The organism is Streptomyces sp. NBC_01314 (genome assembly GCF_041435215.1).
Taxonomy (GTDB): Bacteria; Actinomycetota; Actinomycetes; order Streptomycetales; family Streptomycetaceae; genus Streptomyces.
In genome coordinates, this window is the sequence record NZ_CP108394.1 from 8581552 (window position 1) to 8599229 (window position 17678).

The window sequence follows — 17678 nt, forward strand, 5'->3', positions numbered from 1 at the left end:
CTCAGCCCTCCGAACCGGGTGCGACGGGGGTGGAGACACGCATGAGCAGACGGCACGCCTTGTCGCCGTCCCGTAGACAGCTCTCGGCCCGGTTCTCCGCGAGGGCCACACCGAGGCCCTCGGACCAGCCGGCGTGGATGGCGGTGCACGGGCAGCGGTAGCCCTCCAGGGAACCGGCCATCCGGACCATGGTGATCGCGAAGTTCCGCTTCAGGGTGAGCACGATCAGGTTGTCGTCCTCGACCTCGGTGGAGGCGTTGCGCAGTTCCGGCGGGAACATCCGGTCACCGCAGTCGTCGTAGCGGCGGCGCAGCTCCTCCAGGTCCTTGCGGCGGTCGCCGGTGTCCGGGAGCGGCCCGTACAGCCGGGCGACCCGCTGCCCGACGTGCAGGGCGACCTTTCCCAGCGCCTCCGCGTTGATCTCGTTGGCGACCTCCTGCCCGAACCGCGCGGCCACCCCCTGGTACCAGTTGGCGTCGTGCTGCCACCACAGCCGGTAGGCCTCACTCGCGCGGGCGCGGTGATTGACGCCGTCGGCGTCGGGGTGCGTGCTCATGCGTGCTGCTCCTCGGCGGCGACCGCGGTGGCCATGTCGGCGGCGAACCGGTCGCGCATCACTCGTTTGAGAACCTTGCCGGTGGCGCCCTTGGCCACGTCCTCGGGCTTCATCCGCAGCGCCCGGGTCACCGGCGGGAACCCGGCGGCCGTCAGCACGGCGTTGACGCGCCCGGTCCACACCTCGTCGTCGCCCTCACCGCTGTCCTCGGCTCCGCTCTCGTCGACGAGTTGGAGCAGCGCGTACGCCTCGGCCTCGCCGTCGCCGTCCCAGTCGGCGCGTACGCCGTCGGGGGCGACCCCGACCACCGTGCAGTCGGCGAGCCGGGGCAGCTCGGCCAGGAGCAGTTCCTCGGTGCGGGTGCTGAAGACGATCCCGGCGCGGGTGCGGACGGCGTCCGGGACCCGGTCGAGGTGGTAGAAGTTGCCCTGCTCGTCCTGGTGGGCGAGGTCGCCGGTGAGCCAGTAGCCGCCGAGCCGCATCCGGTTCCAGGTGAGCGAGTCGTTCCAGTAACCGGGTGTGAGCGTGGGCGACCTGAGGCCCAGGCGCCCGATCTGCCCGGGTGGCAGCGGGGTGCCGTCCTCGGCGAGCACGGCGGCCTCGGCGAAGCTGATCGGCTTGCCGACACAGCGGGAGTAGGCCGAGGTGTCCTTGGTGTGCCGGTTGTGGAAGACGGAGTAGCCGGCCTCCGACGAACCGAGCCCGTCCACGAAGACCGAGCCGTCGACCCGGACGCGGCTCAGGTCGCGGCGGATCTCGGTACGGCTGCCGTGCTGGACGAGCGCCCGGATGTGCGCCTCGTGCGCCGCGTCCCCCGTGTTGAACCACACCTGCACGCTGGACAGATCACGCGACGTCAGATCCTCCGCGGCCATCTCGCCGAAGGTCCCGGCGAAGGCCAGCACGGTCGTCGGCCGGTACTCCTCGACGGCGTCCAGCACGTCCGTGCCGCGCTGGCTGGAGAGCAGCTTGATGTCCGTGCGCAGCAGCAGGCAGTACAGCAGCGTCGCCACCATCGCGTTGTGCGCGCCGGGCAGTCCCACCAGCGTGCGCTCCATGTCGGCGCCGGTGGAGAAGCGCAGCCGGTGCACCTGGGCGTACATCAGCGTCCGGTGCGTGTGCGGCACGCCCTTGGGCATGCCGGTGGTACCGGACGAGTGGGAGATGAGCACGGGGTCGGACGGGTCGTGCCGGTACGGGTACGACGGCGGAAGCGACGCGCGGTGCTCCGGCCGGATGTCGGCGGCGGTCACGCGGAACCCCGGGCCGGTACTGCCTGCGGAACCCTTGGCGTCGTCGGCCGACACCTCGCGGTGTGCCTCGTCCGTGAAGACGCCCACCGCGCCCTGCCGGCGGACGTACTCCCGGGCGATCTCCGGGGACAGATTGCCGTTGACGAACGACGGGACGGCGCCCAGTGACGTCAGCGCCAGGAAGTTCACCGCGAACTCGACGGCCGAGAAGGAGTGGACGGCCACCGGGTCCCGGGGCCGCACGCCCCGGGCCGCGTACCAGCCCGCGTACGTCTCGACCACCTCGTACAACTGCCCGAGCGTCAGCACCTCGGGGCGGCTGCCGTCCGGTGCCCGCCAGGTGCCGTCGGTCCGCAACACCGGCTCGTCGAGCGGGCGTTCGTACGCCCGCAGCCGCCGCAGGACGTTCCCGGCGCCGAGGTCGGTGTCGGAGCAGATCCGCGCCCGCTCCTGCCTACTGATGAGCATGGGTCTCCGTCTCGATTCTTTCCGGGAGCCGTTCGGCGTCGAGGAGGAACGCGGGCGTCCCGGGTTCGGTGACCAGGACGTGGGTGCCGCCGTCCCGCAGCAGCCGCCGGTGGGCGGCGGCCAGGTCGAACAGGCCCTGGACGCTGCCGGGGTGCGCGGAGGCCGCCGACCGATCGCCGTCGTACGTCCGCGTCGCACGGATGGTCACGGGCGCGCCGGCACCGGGGCGGCCCAGCAGGACGGCCACCGCCAGGGCGGCGGATTCGGGGAGGTCCGGGACCGGGCGGCCGGTGTCGGCGGAGAGTTCCCGGTGCACGGCGGCCAGCCGCTCGCCGCCGCCCAGTTCCAGGCCGACCACCAGGACCTGGTCCAGCTCCGGGTCCTCCAGGAGGAGGTCCGCCATGGCCAGCAGTTCGGTCACCGGGTCGTCGAGGGTGGAAAGGCTGAACATCTGCCCGGTGATCCCGAACTCCCGGCTGATGTGCCCCAGCACGGAGTTGGCGGTGGACTGCATGAACAGCAGCGGGTTGTGGACCCGCCCGGACACCACCCGCCGGCTCGCCAGATCGGCCGTGGTGGTGTCACCCATGAGGCTCAGCAGCGCGACGGCCGTACGGGAGCCTCCCCCACTCTCGGCTTCGCTCGAGCGGGAGGTGCCCCCACCCGGCCGCTCGGTCAGACACCGCGCGGCGACCTCGTACGCCATCGGGCTGAACGCCGACTCCACGAACCCCGGCAGGCGCGGCAGCCGGATGTCGCCGTCCCGTCCGGTGCCGTGGGTCGCGGTGGCGGTGGTGAGGACGCCGAGGGGCGAACGCAGGGGTGCCTTCTCGGCCGACGCCTCCCCGCCGCTTGCCGGTGCGGCTTTCCCGCTGTTGTCCGTCGTCGTCACGGCCGCTCCAGGACGAGTGCGGTGTTGGCGCCCCCGAAGGCGGCGTTGATGGTGAGGGCCCGGCGGAGGTCGGCCTGCCGGGGCCGGTTCGGCACGTAGTCGAGGTCGCACTCCGGGTCCGCCCGCGTGAAGTTGGCGGTCGGCGGCAGTACACCGTCCATGAGGGCCAGCATCGTGATCACGAACTCCACGACACCGGCCGCCTCCAGCAGATGGCCGGTGGTGCTCTTGGTGGAGCTGACCGGGATCGACTCGGCCCGCTCCGGGAGGGCGGCGCGCAGCCCCCGGGTCTCGGCGCCGTCGTTGTACTTGGTGCCGGTGCCATGGGCGTTGACATAGCCGAGGCCCGACCCGTCGGGGTCCCCGGCCAGCCGCAGCGCCTGCCGGGCCGCGCGGGCCAGGCCGACGCCCTCCGGGTGCGGCTGCGCGATGTGGTGGGCGTCGGTGGCCGCGCCCCAGCCGACCACGCCCGCCAGCGGGCGGGCCCCGCGCCGCCGCGCGTGCTCGGCGGACTCCAGCACCACGGCCGCGACCCCGTCGCCGAGCAGCAGTCCGGTGCGGTCGGCGCTGAACGGCCGCACCATGCCGTCACGGGACAACGCCCGCCCCGAGTCGAACTTCCCGAACGTCTCCTCCTCCACGAGGTAGCCGCCGGCACACACCGCCACGTCGATCCGGCCGGACGAGATCAGCCGACAGGCGTGGATGATCGCAGCGGCGGAGGCGACACAGGCGTTGGTGAACGTGAGCCGGGGGCCGGTCAGTTCGAGGCCTCCGGCCAGCGACTCGGCGAGCCGGGCGGGGACGGCGTCGGCGAGCCGGACAGCCGCCGCGCCCCGGTCCCCGACGGCGCCGGCGTTCTCGTCGGCCCCCTGCACCGCCGCCGCGTCCCGCCAGTACCTGGTGATGCTCGTGCAGTCGCCCGCGATGCCCAGCAGGACCGCCGCCCCGGTGCCCCGGGGCAGGTCCGCCATGTCGAGGGCCTCCCTTCCGCAGCGTGCGAGGGCATGGCGCAGGGCCCAGTCCTCGACCGCGTCGGGGCCGTCGGGGGCGGCGGCGGCCATCGGCGTACGGTACGGGCCGGTGTCGAAGCGGGTGGTGGGGGCGAAGGAGGGGACGCCGGCGAAGACACCGCGGCGGAGGGCGTCCGCACCCGTGCCGAAGGCGGTGCGCACGCCGAACCCCGTCACCGTCACGTCACCGGTCAACGCGGTCACCCCCCTCCACCGCACCCGCCCCGGCCGCGCTCAGGAACTCGGTGAGCCGGCGGAGCGAGGTCAGGCCCGCGATGTCCTCGTCGCCGGGCTCCACCACCAGGCCGTACCGCTCCTCCACCACATGCAGCAGCCACACCAACCCCAGGGAGTCCAGGACCAGTTCGGCGTCGTCGCCGAGGTCGTCCGGGACGCCGGGGAAGATCTTGCGGTCGGACAGCAGTTCCCGGACGGTGCCGGTGGTGATGACGGACGGCGCGGACGCTTCCGTGACCGGTGACGCGGGGGCGTCCGCGCTCATGCCTTCGCCCCGCGCCCGACGACCTCGGTGACCAGCCCGCCGAGGGTCAGCGAGGCCAACGGCTCGATGTCGGTGTCCGGGATCTCCACGCCGAACCGCGACTCCAGCCGCAGTGTGAGCTCGATCAGACTCAGGGAGTCCAGCTCCAGCCCGCCGACGGTCACCGGACTCTCGTCCGTGATGCCGTCACGGCTCAGCAGGATGTTCATCTCGTCGATGACGGTGGTCAGGACGAACTCACGGATCTCGGCGTCCAGTGTTGATGTGCTCATGATAAGTAGCTCCAGTGGGGGATCCAGCAAGATGTCCGCGCCCGAAGGGGCGCGGGGAACCGCGCGACAAGCCACGGACGACCCGAGGACGACGACCGGCCGAAAGGCCCCCGGCCCGCCCAGCGGCTCGACCGGGCGGCACTACCCGGCGCAGCGCTCGCGCAACGTCGCCGCCTGGCGGACCAGCTTCCCGTTCGACGTGCGGGGCAGGGCCTCCATCAGCCGGATCACGCGGGGCAGCTTGTAGTCGGCCAGCCGCTCCCGGCACCAGCGCAGCAACTCCTCCGCCGACGGGCTCCCGGCCCCGGCGGCGACCGCCACGTACGCCTCGGTCACGTCCTCGTGGACCAAAACCGCCTGTTCGACGGCCGGGTGCGCGCGGAGCACGTGCTCGACCTCGGTGAGGTCGACCTTGAGGCCGCCGATGACGACGAGGGAGTCGGTGCGACCGCCCACGGTGACCGTTCCGTCGGCGCCGACCGTGGCTCGGTCACGGGTGTGCAGCCAGCCGTCCGTGTACTGGGTGCCGCCCGAGTCGAAGAGATACGGCGACTCGCCGAGCGCGACGTCCAGTTCGCCATGGTGCTCCCGGACCAGCAGACCAGGCGCGGGCCGCCCGACCGAGGGCCGCAGTGTGCCGCCGACGTCGATGGCGACGATGCCGGTCTCGGTGGTGCCGTAGGCCTCGCCGACCGTGACGCCGTACCGTTCGGCGAACCGCGCGGCGACCTCGGGGGGCATCAGCTCGCCGCCCGAGACGGCGGTCCGCAGCGCGGGCAGCTCGGGCGGATCGAGGGCGGCGGCGAGCAGTTCGTAGTGCATCGGCACCCCGAACAGGGTGGTGATCCGGTGGTCGGCCGAGGTCCGCAGGATGTCGCGGGCCGAGACCCGGGGCGCGAAGACCACGGAGACACCCGCCGCCAGCGAGTGCAGCAGCCCGCCGAGCAGTCCGAAGCTGTGCGCCGTGGAGCTGAGCAGCAGCAGCCGGTCGCCCTCGCCGGGCATGCCGGCAACGGCCGCGAACGACTCGATCTCGGCGGCGATCGACCCGGCGGTCCTGCCGATCACCTTCGGCCGTCCGGTGGAGCCCGAGCTGAACTGGACCAGCCGGTGTTCGCCGTCGGCCGGCCGCCCGGCCCTGCGGCACTCGGTGGCGACCTCGTACTCGGACCGGAAGCCGAACGCCGCCCGGACGTTGGACCCGGCCCGGACCATGAACTGCGGACGGCAGGTGGCGCAGAGCGCGTCCACCTCGGCGGGTTTCAGCCGGAAGTCGAACAGCATCACCTGCGCGCCCAGCCGCCACAGCGCGAGCAGTACCTCGACCTGGGTGAAACTGGGCGGCGTCCGCAGCCCCACCGTGCTGCCGGGCCCGATGTCGTAGCCGGCGAACACGGCGGCCTGCTTGGCCACCCGCTCCCGTAACTCGCCCCGGCCGACGGTCTCCCGCTGATGCGTCAGGTACGGCAGGCCGTCGTCCCGTGCGTCGAACAGCCGCTGGACCAGGACGCCCATCCCGTCCTCACCGGCCGCGGCCGCCACGAGTTCGCCCATGACGCCTCAGACCTCCTTGCAGAACTCGCCGATGGGCAGGCCCACGTGGCGCTTGTCCTGCGCCAGATAGCCGAGCAGCTCGTCGCCCGTCCGCAACTCGGTGACGTTGAGGACCTTGCCGCCCGGTCCGAGCACCCGTACGTGCCAGTCGTCCTGCACGGTCAGGCTCACCAGCCGCCCGTCCTCCGCGTGGGTACGGATCTCCAGCAGCGGCCGGGACTCCAGCTTGGCCCGCCCGACCACCACCCGCCGGGTGCGGCCGTCGGCGCCGACCGCCAGCAGGACGCTGCCGGAGCCGACCTCGCTGAGGTAGCTGGTGCGGTTGTCGGGGCCCAGCGTGTACGAGTGCAGGGCGCCGGCGTTGACCCGGAACGGCCGGGTCGGCATGTACGGCAGCGGGTGCGTCTCGCTGCAGCAGAGCACGAAACCGGACGAGTACGAGCCGACGAGAATGCCCTCGTCCTCCTCGAAGTGCGAGCAGGTGTCCACACACACCCGGTCGCCGAGCCCGACGTGCCGGATGCTCTCCACCGTCAGCGTGGACAGCTCCAGCTGCGGTGTCGTCGCCTCCAGCAGACGGGCCAGCGCGAACACGTCGTCGGCGCCGCGGGGCGTGAACAGGATGCCGTCCGAGCCGCGTTCGAGCACGTCGAAGACGATGGCCGCCTCCTCCAGGTCCCCGACGACCGTCACCAGCTTGCCCTCGGCCGACTCGGCCGCCGCGAGCACGATCTCCAGCGGGATCTTCGTCGGATCGGCGAAGTGGATCAGCGTGTACGGCAGTGCCATCGCGCCCACGCACGACAGCTGGAGGGTGCGGTCGTCCCGTACGTCGACGAATCCGGCGACGGGCGTACGGCTGCCCGGCTCACCCGTGGCGGGCGCACGGGTGGCGGCCCGGTTCTCCGCGGCGAGGGCGTCCAGCTCGTCCTGGGTGGTGAACTTCCGCAGTACGACGTCGATCCCGGTGCCGGCGAGGGCCTCGCCGGGGCCGGAGGGCGCGGCGTCGCCCGTGCCCTTGGTCTCCTTGCCCCCCTTGTCGGAGCCCTTCTCACCGGCCTTCCTCGCGACCGGGGCGGTCGGCTCCCCGGACACCAGCACCCGGGTCACCGTCGGCGGCAGCGTCCCCAGCAACGCGGCGTCGGCGGAGACCACTCCGGCCATCCGGGCGTGGACGGCAGCGTCCACCACCGCCTGGAGCTGCGGACGGGGGACTTCACGGAGATCGATCCACGCGAATCTCATGCGACACCTGCCACGATCGTCGAGTAAGGGGTATGGGTTGTCATGTTCATGTGATCACGGAGGTCGTCGTCGGCGTGTCCGTGCACCACCGCGGCGAGCCGCGACACCAGGGAGGCGGGGTTGGGGGAGGAGAAGATCCGGCGGCCGACGGCGAGTCCCCGGCAGCCCGCCGCCATCACGGCGGTGCCGTACTCGATGAGGTCGGAGCCGTCCGGTGGACCGCCGGCCGCGAGGACGGGGATGGGGCTGTGGGCCACCACCTCGGCCATCCGGTCGAGCGGCAGGGCGACGGTGGTCTTCACCATGTCGGCGCCCAGATCGGCGGCGACGTTCACGACGTGCGCGAGGAGAACGGGATCGTGCGGGTTCTCGATCCGGGGGCCGCGCGGATAGACCATCGCGATCAGCGGCATGCCCCAGGTGTCGCACGAACGGGCCACCGCGCCCAGGTCGGCGAGCTGCCGCCCCTCGGTGTCCGAGCCGATGTTCACATGGACGCTGACAGCGTCCGCGCCGAGTGCCACCGCCTCCTCGACATCGCCGACCAGCACCTTGGCGTCGACATCGGCGGAACAGGCCGTACTGGCGCTCAGATGCACCACCAGCGCGCAGTTCCTGAGGAGGTCAGGGGCGAGCGTGCGGGCGCGTCCCTTGTGGACGATGATCCCGTCGGCCCCGCCGGCCACCAGCTCCCTCAGCAGGTTCTCCCACTGGCCCGCAGGGGCGACCGGACCGTCCGAAACACTGTGGTCGAGCGGAATGAGCAAATGCCGGTCGTCGCCGGTCAGCGAAAGTCTTCTCCAGCGTAATGGCTTGCCAGTTTTCAGCATGGGTAATGCGCCTTCCCGGCTCTGCGGGCCGCATTTCAGAAAGTCGAACCGCGACGACCCGATGCGGTCTCCATGTCCGAAAAACGATGGTCGTAGAACTTTCAAGTTCTGCCGGACTTCAGCATTTCGTGGGTGATCGGGTGTTGGCAAGGCGTGACCATCGGCAAATTTTTATGCGCGTGAACACATAGATATTTGATAGCGACTTGACAGGATCCCCCGGGTTGACGGCGTCCGAGGGTGGTGTTCGTGGTGCATTCTGGCGACCTGTCCCCACGCATAGCGGGATCACATGGGATTACCTGGGATTACCCGCTTTAAATGTCGTTGTCGCGTGTAATCGACGCTTACTCTGCCATCGAAATGATTCGACGAACATCTCCGGTCGGTCTTTTCCGACCCTTCCTTGTGGGAATCGAATTTCCCGGCCTAGGGTGACATCCGCACTCCGGTTCGTGTTTCATGCGTGGCCGTCCCCATCTGGGCCCGGACCATTCGTGTCCGGGCGTACCGGAAGTGAGCCCTCATGCCCGAATCCCCCTCCGAGACCGTCGCCGAGGCCGTGGGCCCCGCACAGGTCGCGTTACCGTCCTCGTCGCCGGCCGAGCCGAGCAAGGCCCCCAAGGTCGCCGCCGCCAGCCTCATCGGCACGACGATCGAGTACTACGACTTCGCCGTCTACGGCACGGCCTCCGCACTCGTCCTCGGACCCGCGTTCTTCCCCTCCGGCAACGCGACCGTCTCCACCCTCGCCGCGTTCCTCACCTTCGCGGCGGCCTTCCTGTCCCGTCCCCTCGGCGTCATCCTGTTCGGCACGATCGGCGACCGGCTGGGCCGCCGGCGAGCCCTGGTCGCGTCCCTCCTGCTCATGGGCGTCGCGACGGTCGGCGTCGGCCTGCTCCCGACCTACGAGAGCGCCGGACTCCTCGCCCCCGTCCTCCTGGTGACCCTCCGGCTGCTGCAGGGCGTCAGCATGGGCGGCGAGTGGGGCGGCGCGGTCCTGCTGGCCGCCGAGCACGCCCCGCCCGGTCGCCGCGCGCTGTACGCCGCCGTCCCGAACGTCGGCCCCTCCCTCGGCTTCCTGCTCTCCAGCGCCGTCATCCTCCCCACCCTCAACATCGTGGGCCGCGACGGCTTCACCGAATGGGCCTGGCGCGTGCCGTTCCTGCTCAGCGCGGTGCTCGTGCTGGTCGGGCTGTGGGTGCGGACGACGGTGTCGGAGTCGCCGGTGTTCAAGGGCTCGTCCTCGGCGGCGGAGTCCGAGGCGTCACCCGCGGCGCGCTTCCCGCTCGGTGCGCTCATCTCGCGGTACCCCGGCCGGCTGCTGCTCGGCACGGGCGCGGCGATCGGCGGCTCGGCCGTGTACTACCTGACGATCGTCTACAGCCTGTCCTACGGGCCGAAGTCGCTCGGCATCCCCCAGAACACGATGCTCACCGCCGCGAGCGTCGGGGCGGCGGCCGGGATCGCGATCACCCTGCCCGTCGCCCGGCTCGCCGACCGGATCGGACGCCGGCCGGTCATGCTGACGGGCGCGGCCGGCTGCGTCGTGTGGGCCGTCCCCATGTACGCGTCCCTCAGCTCGGGCAACGCGCTCGTCATCACCGGTGCGTACACCGTCGGGCTCATGCTGCTCGCCGTGATGTTCTCCCCGGTGGCGGCGTTTCTCGCGGAGCTGTTCCCGGCGAGGTTGCGCTACACCGGGGCGTCGGCGGCGTTCATCCTGGCCAACACGCTGGGCGGCGGCTTCGCTCCGCTCGTCGCGACGTGGTTGAACAGCCAGTGGTCGTCGCCGCTGGTGCTCGGCTTCTACACGGGTGGGTTGTGCCTGGTGAGCCTGCTGTGCCTGCTGGCGCTGCCGGAGACCCGCGGGGAGGAGTTCACCGCCTGAGAGCCGAGAGCCGAGAGCCGAGAGCCGGGAGGGTCGCGGTTCGCCGACGGGTGCGGGTGGGTGGGGCTGGCAGCGCAGTTCCCCGGACCGCTGAAAGACGAAAGGCACGGGATGCGGCCCGTGCCTTTCAGGGGGAACTGCGCGACCAGCCCCCACCCACCCGCACCCACCGAACCCACCTGCGCGGGTCGAAGGGGCAGCAACCCTCAAGGACCGGAACGGGTAGGAGCGGCGGGGGCGGATCAAGCCGTCACGGCGAAGCCGGTGGATACAGCGACCGGGGCAGTTGCGAGGCCGCCGCCGCGTCCAGCAGCCACAAGGTCCGCGACCTCCCGTACGCGCCCGCTGCCGGAGCCTGGATCTCGCCCGCACCGGACAACGCGATGGCCGCGGCCCGCGCCTTGTCCTCACCGGCGGCGAGAAGCCACACCTCACGCGCCGCACGGATCGCGGGCAGCGTCAGCGTGACCCGCGTCGGCGGCGGCTTCGGCGCGCCGTGGACGCCCACCACCGTCCGCTCGGTCTCCCGCACGGCGGGCAACTCGGGGAAGAGGGAGGCCACATGGGTGTCCGGCCCGACCCCCAGCATCAGCACGTCGAACGTCGGCACCGAGCCATGGTTCTCGGGCCCCGCCGCCCGCGCCAACTCCTCCGCGTACGCGGCGGCCGCCGCGCCCACATCGGCACCCCACGGCCCGTCCGACGCGGGCATGGCGTGCAGGCGCTTCGGGTCCAGCGGCACCGAGTCCAGCAGCGCCTCCCGGGCCTGGGTGACATTGCGCTCGGAGTCGCCCTCGGGCAGGAACCGTTCGTCACCCCACCACAGGTCCAGCCGGCCCCAGTCGATCGCGTCCCGGGCGGGTGCCGCCGCCAGCGCGGCGAGCAGTCCGTTGCCGTTGCGGCCACCTGTGAGGACCACCGAGGCGTAGCCGCGCGAGGCCTGCGCGTCCACGACCTTGGTGATCAGCCGAGCCGCCGCGGCCTGAGCCATCAGCTCCTTGTCGCGGTGCACGACCAACTGCGGAGTACTCACGGCGCGGCCGCCTTCTTCACCGGCGGCATCTGCGCCGGAGTGGGCCGCTCGTAGTCATCGTCACCGGCCGTCCCTGCGGAACCGGCCGATCCCGTGGAACCCGGGGAAGCGACCGAACCCGACGAGGCAGCCGACGGCAACGCGGGCGCGGACGTACGGGCCGGAGCGGCAGCCGGGGCGACGGCCGAACCCAACTCGGAGCCGGAGCCGGAGCCGGAGCCGGAACCCGAGCCGAAGCCCGAGCCGGAAGCCGAAGAGGCCCCCGGAGCGCCGCCCGCGGCGGCCGACGCGGTTGCCGGAGCGGCCGTCGCGGCCGTGGCAGCCGTGAGCGCACTGCCCGCCGAACCTCCCGACGCCCCCGCGCCTCCCAGCCGGTCCACCCCGAACCGCAGCGCCGACGCATAGGTGTCGTCGGGGTCGAGCCTGCGCAGCTCCTCCGCCAGCAGCTCGGACGTCTCGCGGCGCTTCAACGCGACCGCCCGGTCCGGCTGGTTCTCCAGCGTGAGAAGGGCGAGGCCCCCGGCGGGCCGGTACAGCCGGATGGGACCGGCGCTGGTCAGCAGCCGCACCTCGTTGAGGCCGGGCCCGGCCGACACCCCACGCCGTACATGGACGTGGAGCCGGTCCGCCAGCCACATCGCCAGCAGCTCCACGCTCGGGTTGTACTGCTCGCCCTGCACCTCCGCGGAGATGACCTCGCAGTCCACCTGGTCGAGCGCGGCGGCCAGCATGGAACGCCAGGGGGTGATCCGGGTCCAGGCCAGATCCGTGTCGCCGGGCTCGTAGTTGTCGGCGCGGGTCCGCAGCTCGTCGATGGGCTTCTCGGCGGCATAGCTGTCGGTGACCCGACGCTGGCCGAGCGCGCCCAGCGGATCGCGGGCCGGGTCGAGCGGCGCGTTGACCGGCCACCAGACGACGACCGGCGCGTCCGGCAGCAGCAGCGGAAGCACCACCGACTGGGCGTGGTCCGCGACCTCGCCGTACAGCCGCAGCACGACCGTGTCGCCGGTGCCGGCGTCCGCACCCACCCGTACCTCGGCGTCGAGGCGGGACTTCGTGCGGTCGCGGGGGGAGCGGGAGACGCGCTTGATGACCACGATCGTGCGCGACGGGTGCTCGCGGGAGGCGTCGTTGGCGGACTTGAGCGCGTCGTACGCGTTCTCCTCGTCCGTCACGATGACCAGCGTGAGCACCATGCCGACAGCCGGGGTGCCTATCTCCCGGCGGGCCTTCACCAGCGCCTTGTTGATCTTGCTGGCCGTGGTGTCCGTGAGGTCTGTCTTCATGGCCGGCGCCAGCTCCGTCCGTCTCGTTCGAGCATCTCGTCCGCCTCGACGGGACCCCACGTGCCCGCCTGGTACTGCGCGGGCCTGCCGCTCCTGTCCCAGTACTCCTCGATCGGGTCGAGGATCTTCCAGGACAGCTCGACCTCCTCGGTGCGCGGGAAGAGGTTCGAGTCGCCGAGAAGGACGTCCAGGATGAGGCGCTCGTACGCCTCGGGCGACGACTCGGTGAAGGACTCGCCGTAGGCGAAGTCCATCGACACGTCCCGGATCTCCATCGACGTGCCGGGCACCTTGGAGCCGAAGCGGACCGTCACGCCCTCGTCGGGCTGGACGCGGATGACGATCGCGTTCTGGCCCAGCTCCTCGGTGGCGGTGGAGTCGAACGGGGAGTGCGGGGCGCGCTGGAAGACGACCGCGATCTCGGTGACCCGGCGGCCCAGGCGCTTGCCCGTCCGCAGATAGAAGGGGACGCCCGCCCAGCGGCGGTTGTCGACCTCGACCTTGATCGCCGCGTAGGTGTCGGTCTTCGACTTGCGGTCGATGCCGTCCTCTTCGAGGTAGCCGATGACCTTCTCGCCGCCCTGCCAGCCGGCCGCGTACTGCGCGAACACGGTGTCCCGGCCCAGGTCCTTCGGCAGCTTCACCGCGCCGAGCACCTTGGTCTTCTCGGCGGCGAGCGCGTCCGCGTCGAAGGAGGCGGGCTCCTCCATCGCGGTCAGCGCCATCAGCTGGAGCAGGTGGTTCTGGATGACGTCACGGGCGGCGCCGATGCCGTCGTAGTAGCCGGCGCGGCCGCCGATACCGATGTCCTCGGCCATGGTGATCTGCACGTGGTCGACGAAGGACCGGTTCCAGATCGGCTCGAACATCGTGTTGGCGAAGCGGAGCGCCAGAATGTTCTGGACGGTCTCCTTGCCGAGGTAGTGGTCGATGCGGAAGACCTGGTCCGGGGCGAAGACCTCTTCCACGGTCGAGTTGAGGTCCTCGGCCGACGCCAGGTCGTGGCCGAACGGCTTCTCGATGACCGCGCGCCGCCACGAACCGCTCGACTGATCGGCCAGCCCGTGCTTCCTCAGCTGCTGGATGACGACCGGGAACGCGGACGGCGGCACGGAGAGGTAGAAGGCGAAGTTGCCGCCCGTGCCCTGTGCCTTGTCCAGTTCCTCGATGGTGTCGCGCAGCCGCTCGAAGGACTCGTCGTCGTCGAAGGTGCCCTGGACGAACCGCATGCCCTGGATGAGCTGCTGCCAGACCTCCTCGCGAAAGGGCGTCCGGGCGTGCTCCTTGACCGCGTCGTGCACCTCCTGCGCGAAGTCCTCGTTGGCCCACTCCCGGCGTGCGAAGCCGACGAGCGAGAAGCCCGGCGGCAGCAGTCCGCGGTTGGCGAGGTCGTACACGGCCGGCATCAGCTTTTTACGTGACAAATCGCCTGTGACGCCGAAGATGACCAGGCCCGACGGCCCCGCGATACGCGGGAGCCGTCGGTCCGCGGCGTCACGCAGCGGATTGCTGCTCGACAAGGTGTTCAGCCCTCCGAGGGTGCGAGGCGCCGAAGCTCCGCCTCGGTCGACTTGAGCAGGTCGTTCCAGGAGGCCTCGAACTTCTCGACGCCCTCTTCCTCCAGCAGTTGGACGACCTCGTCGTAAGAGATCCCGAGCTTCTCGACCGCGTCCAGCTCGGCACGCGACTGCTCGTACGTCCCGGCGATCGCGTTGCCGCGGATCTCGCCGCTCGCCGCGGTGGCCTCCAGCGTGGCCTCCGGCATGGTGTTCACCGTGTTCGGCGCGACCAGCTCGTCGACGTACAGCGTGCTCTTGTACGCCGGGTCCTTGACGCCGGTCGAGGCCCACAGCGGACGCTGCTTGTTGGCGCCCGCGTTCTCCAGGTCGCTCCAGCGCTTGCCGTCGAAGACCTCTTCGTACGCCTGGTAGGCGAGGCGGGCGTTGGCGACGCCGGCCTTGCCGCGGGCGGCCTTGGCCTCGTCGGTGCCGAGCGCGTCGATCCGCTTGTCGATCTCGGTGTCCACGCGGGACACGAAGAAGGACGCCACGGAGTGGATCTTCGACAGGTCCAGGCCGCGCTCCTTGGCCTTCTCCAGGCCGGCGAGGTAGGCGTCCATGACCTGGCGGTAACGCTCGAGCGAGAAGATCAGCGTGACGTTGACGCTGATGCCGAGACCGATGACCTCGGTGATGGCCGGCAGACCGCCCAGCGTCGCCGGGATCTTGATCAGGGTGTTGGGGCGGTCCACGAGCCAGGCCAGCTGCTTGGCCTCGGCGACCGTCGCCTTGGTGTTGTGCGCCAGGCGCGGGTCGACCTCGATGGAGACCCGGCCGTCCTGGCCACCGGTCGCGTCGAACACCGGCCGCAGGATGTCGGCGGCGTCCCGGACGTCCGCCGTCGTGATCATGCGGATGGCCTCTTCGACGGTGACCTTGCGGGCGGCGAGGTCGGAGACCTGCGGCTCGTAGCCGTCACCGCTGCTGATCGCCTTCTGGAAGATCGACGGGTTGGTGGTGACACCCACGACGTGCTGCTGGTCGAGCAGCTCGGCGAGGTTGCCGGACGTGATGCGCTTGCGCGACAGGTCGTCCAGCCAGATCGCGACGCCCTCCTCGGAGAGGCGCTTGAGTGCGTCTGTCATGGAAATTCCATCTCCTACGTGTCGTGTGTGAGCGTCAGCGCTGGGCGGCTGCGAGGGATTCCCGCGCGACCGCGGCCACGTTCTCGGCGGTGAAGCCGAACTCCTGGAAGAGGACCTTGCCGTCGGCCGAAGCGCCGAAGTGCTCCAGGGAGACGATGCGACCGGCGTCGCCGACGTACCGGTGCCAGGTCAGACCGATACCGGCCTCGACCGCGACACGCGCCTTGACGGACGGCGGCAGAACGCTGTCCCGGTACCCCTGGTCCTGCTCCTCGAACCACTCCACGGACGGCATGGACACGACCCGCGTGGGCACGCCCTGCGCCTGGAGCTGCTCGCGGGCCTCCACGGCCACGTGCACCTCGGACCCGGTGGCGATCAGCACGACCTGGGCGTCGCCGCCCTCGGCGTCGAACAGGACGTAACCACCCTTGGCGGCGTCCTCGTTGGCCTCGTACGTCGGCACGCCCTGACGGGTCAGCGCGAGGCCGTGCGGGGCGCCCTTGCCGAACTCCTTGGTGTAACGCTTGAGGATCTCGCGCCAGGCGATCGCCGTCTCGTTGGCGTCCGCCGGGCGGACCACGTTCAGGCCCGGGATCGCGCGCAGCGCGGCGAGGTGTTCGACGGGCTGGTGGGTGGGGCCGTCCTCGCCCAGACCGATGGAGTCGTGTGTCCACACGAACGTCACCGGCAGGTGCATCAGCGCGGACAGGCGCACGGCGTTGCGCATGTAGTCGGAGAACACCAGGAACGTGCCGCCGAAGATGCGGGTGTTGCCGTGCAGCGCGATGCCGTTCATCTCCGCGGCCATGGCGTGCTCACGGATACCGAAGTGGATCGTGCGGCCGTAGGGGTTCGCCTCCGGCAGCGGGTTGTCCGCCGGGAGGAAGGACGACGTCTTGTCGATCGTGGTGTTGTTCGAACCGGCGAGGTCGGCGGAGCCGCCCCACAGCTCCGGGATCACCGTGCCGAGCGCCTGCAGGACCTTGCCGGACGCGGCACGCGTGGCGACGCTCTTGCCCGTCTCGAACTCCGGCAGGTGCGACTGCCAGCCCGCGGGCAGCTCCCCCGCGCTGATCCGGTCGAACTCCGCGGCCCGCCCGGCGTTGTTGTCGCGCCACTCCTGGAGCTGCTTGTCCCAGACGGCACGGGCCTCACGGCCCCGCTCGCCCAGGGCGCGCGTGTGCGCGATGACCTCATCGGAGACCTCGAAGCTCTTCTCCGCATCGAAGCCCAGGACCCGCTTGGTGGCCGCGACCTCGTCCGCGCCGAGCGCCGAGCCGTGCGCGGCCTCGGTGTTCTGCGCGTTCGGGGCGGGCCAGGCGATGATCGAGCGCATCGCGATGAACGACGGCCGGTCGGTGACCGCCTTCGCCGCCTCGACCGCCGCGTACAGCGCGGCCGGGTCGAGGTCGCCGTTCTCCTTCGGCTCCACACGCTGCACATGCCAGCCGTAGGCCTCGTACCGCCCGGCGGTGTCCTCGGAGACAGCCGTCTCGGTGTCACCCTCGATCGAGATGTGGTTGTCGTCCCACAGCAGGACCAGATTGCCGAGCTTCTGGTGACCGGCCAGCGAGGACGCCTCCGCGGAGATGCCCTCCTGCAGGCAGCCGTCACCGGCGATCACGAAGATGTGGTGATCGAACGGCGAATCACCGACAGCGGCCTGCGGATCGAACAGGCCGCGCTCGTAGCGGGCGGCCATCGCCATCCCCACCGCGTTGGCGACACCCTGCCCCAGCGGCCCGGTCGTCGTCTCGACGGCCCTGGTGTGCCCGTACTCCGGATGGCCCGGCGTCTTCGAACCCCAGGTACGGAAGGACTCCAGGTCCTGAAGCTCCAGGCCGAAACCACCCAGGTACAACTGGATGTAGAGGGTCAGGGAGGAATGACCGGCGGACAGGACGAACCGGTCACGGCCCACCCAGTCGGGGTCGGCGGGATCGTGGCGCATCACCTTCTGGAAAAGGGTGTACGCGGCGGGCGCGAGGCTCATCGCCGTACCGGGATGGCCGTTGCCGACCCTCTGTACGGCGTCGGCGGCCAGGACACGGGCGGTGTCGACGGCCCGCTGGTCCACTGCGGTCCACGCGAGGTCTGTAGTGGTCGGCTTGGTGCTCACCCTGGGTCAGGGCTCCTCTCCACATGTCTCGTGCCGGTGTTCTTCACGGCACCGGCCGTTGTCGAGCCTACCCCCGTAGGAACGCGCATTTTTTCGAGTCGTTCCAGACTGCCGGGA

The 17678-nt window shown here is 71.1% G+C and carries 15 protein-coding genes; 1 reads left to right on the top strand and 14 read right to left on the bottom strand.

The features are described 5' to 3' along the window. Position 1 precedes the first annotated feature (1 nt). The 9 genes from OG622_RS37685 to OG622_RS37725 all read right to left on the bottom strand — a co-directional run bounded on the left by OG622_RS37685 (position 2) and on the right by OG622_RS37725 (position 8585). Positions 2 to 556 (bottom strand): hypothetical protein, encoded by a 555-nt coding sequence (locus OG622_RS37685; protein WP_371581099.1) that lies wholly within the window; start codon positions 554 to 556, stop codon positions 2 to 4. Then, positions 553 to 2277, bottom strand: a complete 1725-nt coding sequence (locus OG622_RS37690) for a class I adenylate-forming enzyme family protein (RefSeq protein WP_371581100.1) — start codon at positions 2275 to 2277, stop codon at positions 553 to 555. Before OG622_RS37690 ends, OG622_RS37685 begins: the two co-directional genes overlap by 4 nt. Further along, positions 2264 to 3169, bottom strand: coding sequence for a hypothetical protein (locus OG622_RS37695; RefSeq protein WP_371581101.1), 906 nt, complete (start codon positions 3167 to 3169; stop codon positions 2264 to 2266). The genes OG622_RS37690 and OG622_RS37695 overlap by 14 nt, the downstream gene beginning before the upstream one ends. Then, on the bottom strand, positions 3166 to 4377 hold the full coding sequence (locus OG622_RS37700; RefSeq protein ID WP_371584346.1) for a beta-ketoacyl synthase: 1212 nt from the start codon (positions 4375 to 4377) through the stop codon (positions 3166 to 3168). Before OG622_RS37700 ends, OG622_RS37695 begins: the two co-directional genes overlap by 4 nt. Next, positions 4367 to 4684, bottom strand: a complete 318-nt coding sequence (locus OG622_RS37705) for an acyl carrier protein (RefSeq protein WP_371581102.1) — start codon at positions 4682 to 4684, stop codon at positions 4367 to 4369. Before OG622_RS37705 ends, OG622_RS37700 begins: the two co-directional genes overlap by 11 nt. Further along, positions 4681 to 4956, bottom strand: a complete 276-nt coding sequence (locus OG622_RS37710) for an acyl carrier protein (protein WP_371581103.1) — start codon at positions 4954 to 4956, stop codon at positions 4681 to 4683. Before OG622_RS37710 ends, OG622_RS37705 begins: the two co-directional genes overlap by 4 nt. A 141-nt stretch (positions 4957 to 5097) precedes the next feature. Beyond that, positions 5098 to 6510: a class I adenylate-forming enzyme family protein gene (locus OG622_RS37715; RefSeq protein ID WP_371581104.1), complete on the bottom strand. Its 1413-nt coding sequence runs from the start codon at positions 6508 to 6510 to the stop codon at positions 5098 to 5100. 6 nt (positions 6511 to 6516) lie between these two features. Then, entirely contained in the window at positions 6517 to 7755 is a 1239-nt protein-coding gene (locus OG622_RS37720; RefSeq protein WP_371581105.1) for a 3-dehydroquinate synthase II family protein, read from the bottom strand. Continuing rightward, positions 7752 to 8585, bottom strand: coding sequence for a class I fructose-bisphosphate aldolase family protein (locus OG622_RS37725; protein WP_371581106.1), 834 nt, complete (start codon positions 8583 to 8585; stop codon positions 7752 to 7754). The genes OG622_RS37720 and OG622_RS37725 overlap by 4 nt, the downstream gene beginning before the upstream one ends. 526 nt (positions 8586 to 9111) lie before the next feature. Between OG622_RS37725 and OG622_RS37730 the strand changes: the two genes are divergently transcribed. Continuing rightward, positions 9112 to 10476 (top strand): MFS transporter, encoded by a 1365-nt coding sequence (locus OG622_RS37730; protein ID WP_371581107.1) that lies wholly within the window; start codon positions 9112 to 9114, stop codon positions 10474 to 10476. A gap of 250 nt (positions 10477 to 10726) precedes the next feature. On the opposite strand, the gene pgl is transcribed toward OG622_RS37730, so the two are convergent. The 5 genes from pgl to tkt are packed head-to-tail and all read right to left on the bottom strand — an operon-like array spanning position 10727 to position 17561. Next, positions 10727 to 11509 (bottom strand): 6-phosphogluconolactonase, encoded by a 783-nt coding sequence (gene pgl, locus OG622_RS37735; RefSeq protein ID WP_371581108.1) that lies wholly within the window; start codon positions 11507 to 11509, stop codon positions 10727 to 10729. Continuing rightward, a complete protein-coding gene (gene opcA / locus OG622_RS37740; RefSeq protein WP_371581109.1) occupies positions 11506 to 12795 on the bottom strand; it encodes a glucose-6-phosphate dehydrogenase assembly protein OpcA in 1290 nt (429 codons plus the stop codon). The genes pgl and opcA overlap by 4 nt, the downstream gene beginning before the upstream one ends. Next, positions 12792 to 14324 (bottom strand): glucose-6-phosphate dehydrogenase, encoded by a 1533-nt coding sequence (zwf, locus tag OG622_RS37745; protein ID WP_371584347.1) that lies wholly within the window; start codon positions 14322 to 14324, stop codon positions 12792 to 12794. The genes opcA and zwf overlap by 4 nt, the downstream gene beginning before the upstream one ends. Continuing rightward, positions 14321 to 15439, bottom strand: a complete 1119-nt coding sequence (gene tal / locus OG622_RS37750) for a transaldolase (protein WP_371581110.1) — start codon at positions 15437 to 15439, stop codon at positions 14321 to 14323. Before tal ends, zwf begins: the two co-directional genes overlap by 4 nt. Before the next feature lie 34 nt (positions 15440 to 15473). Beyond that, positions 15474 to 17561 carry a transketolase gene (tkt, locus tag OG622_RS37755; RefSeq protein WP_371581111.1) on the bottom strand — a complete coding sequence of 696 codons (2088 nt, stop codon included), beginning with the start codon at positions 17559 to 17561 and terminating at the stop codon, positions 15474 to 15476. Between the last annotated feature and the right edge of the window lie 117 nt (positions 17562 to 17678).

Excerpts from the sequence above, each read along its gene's own strand:
- OG622_RS37710 (WP_371581103.1), bottom strand. The coding sequence starts at position 4,956 with ATGAGCACATCAACACTGGACGCCGAGATCCGTGAGTTCGTCCTGACC.
- OG622_RS37685 (WP_371581099.1), bottom strand. The coding sequence starts at position 556 with ATGAGCACGCACCCCGACGCCGACGGCGTCAATCACCGCGCCCGCGCG.
- OG622_RS37725 (WP_371581106.1), bottom strand. The coding sequence starts at position 8,585 with ATGCTGAAAACTGGCAAGCCATTACGCTGGAGAAGACTTTCGCTGACC.
- opcA (WP_371581109.1), bottom strand. The coding sequence starts at position 12,795 with ATGAAGACAGACCTCACGGACACCACGGCCAGCAAGATCAACAAGGCG.
- tal (WP_371581110.1), bottom strand. The coding sequence starts at position 15,439 with ATGACAGACGCACTCAAGCGCCTCTCCGAGGAGGGCGTCGCGATCTGG.
- OG622_RS37715 (WP_371581104.1), bottom strand. The coding sequence starts at position 6,510 with ATGGGCGAACTCGTGGCGGCCGCGGCCGGTGAGGACGGGATGGGCGTC.
- OG622_RS37730 (WP_371581107.1), top strand. The coding sequence starts at position 9,112 with ATGCCCGAATCCCCCTCCGAGACCGTCGCCGAGGCCGTGGGCCCCGCA.
- OG622_RS37720 (WP_371581105.1), bottom strand. The coding sequence starts at position 7,755 with ATGAGATTCGCGTGGATCGATCTCCGTGAAGTCCCCCGTCCGCAGCTC.
- OG622_RS37705 (WP_371581102.1), bottom strand. The coding sequence starts at position 4,684 with ATGAGCGCGGACGCCCCCGCGTCACCGGTCACGGAAGCGTCCGCGCCG.
- OG622_RS37690 (WP_371581100.1), bottom strand. The coding sequence starts at position 2,277 with ATGCTCATCAGTAGGCAGGAGCGGGCGCGGATCTGCTCCGACACCGAC.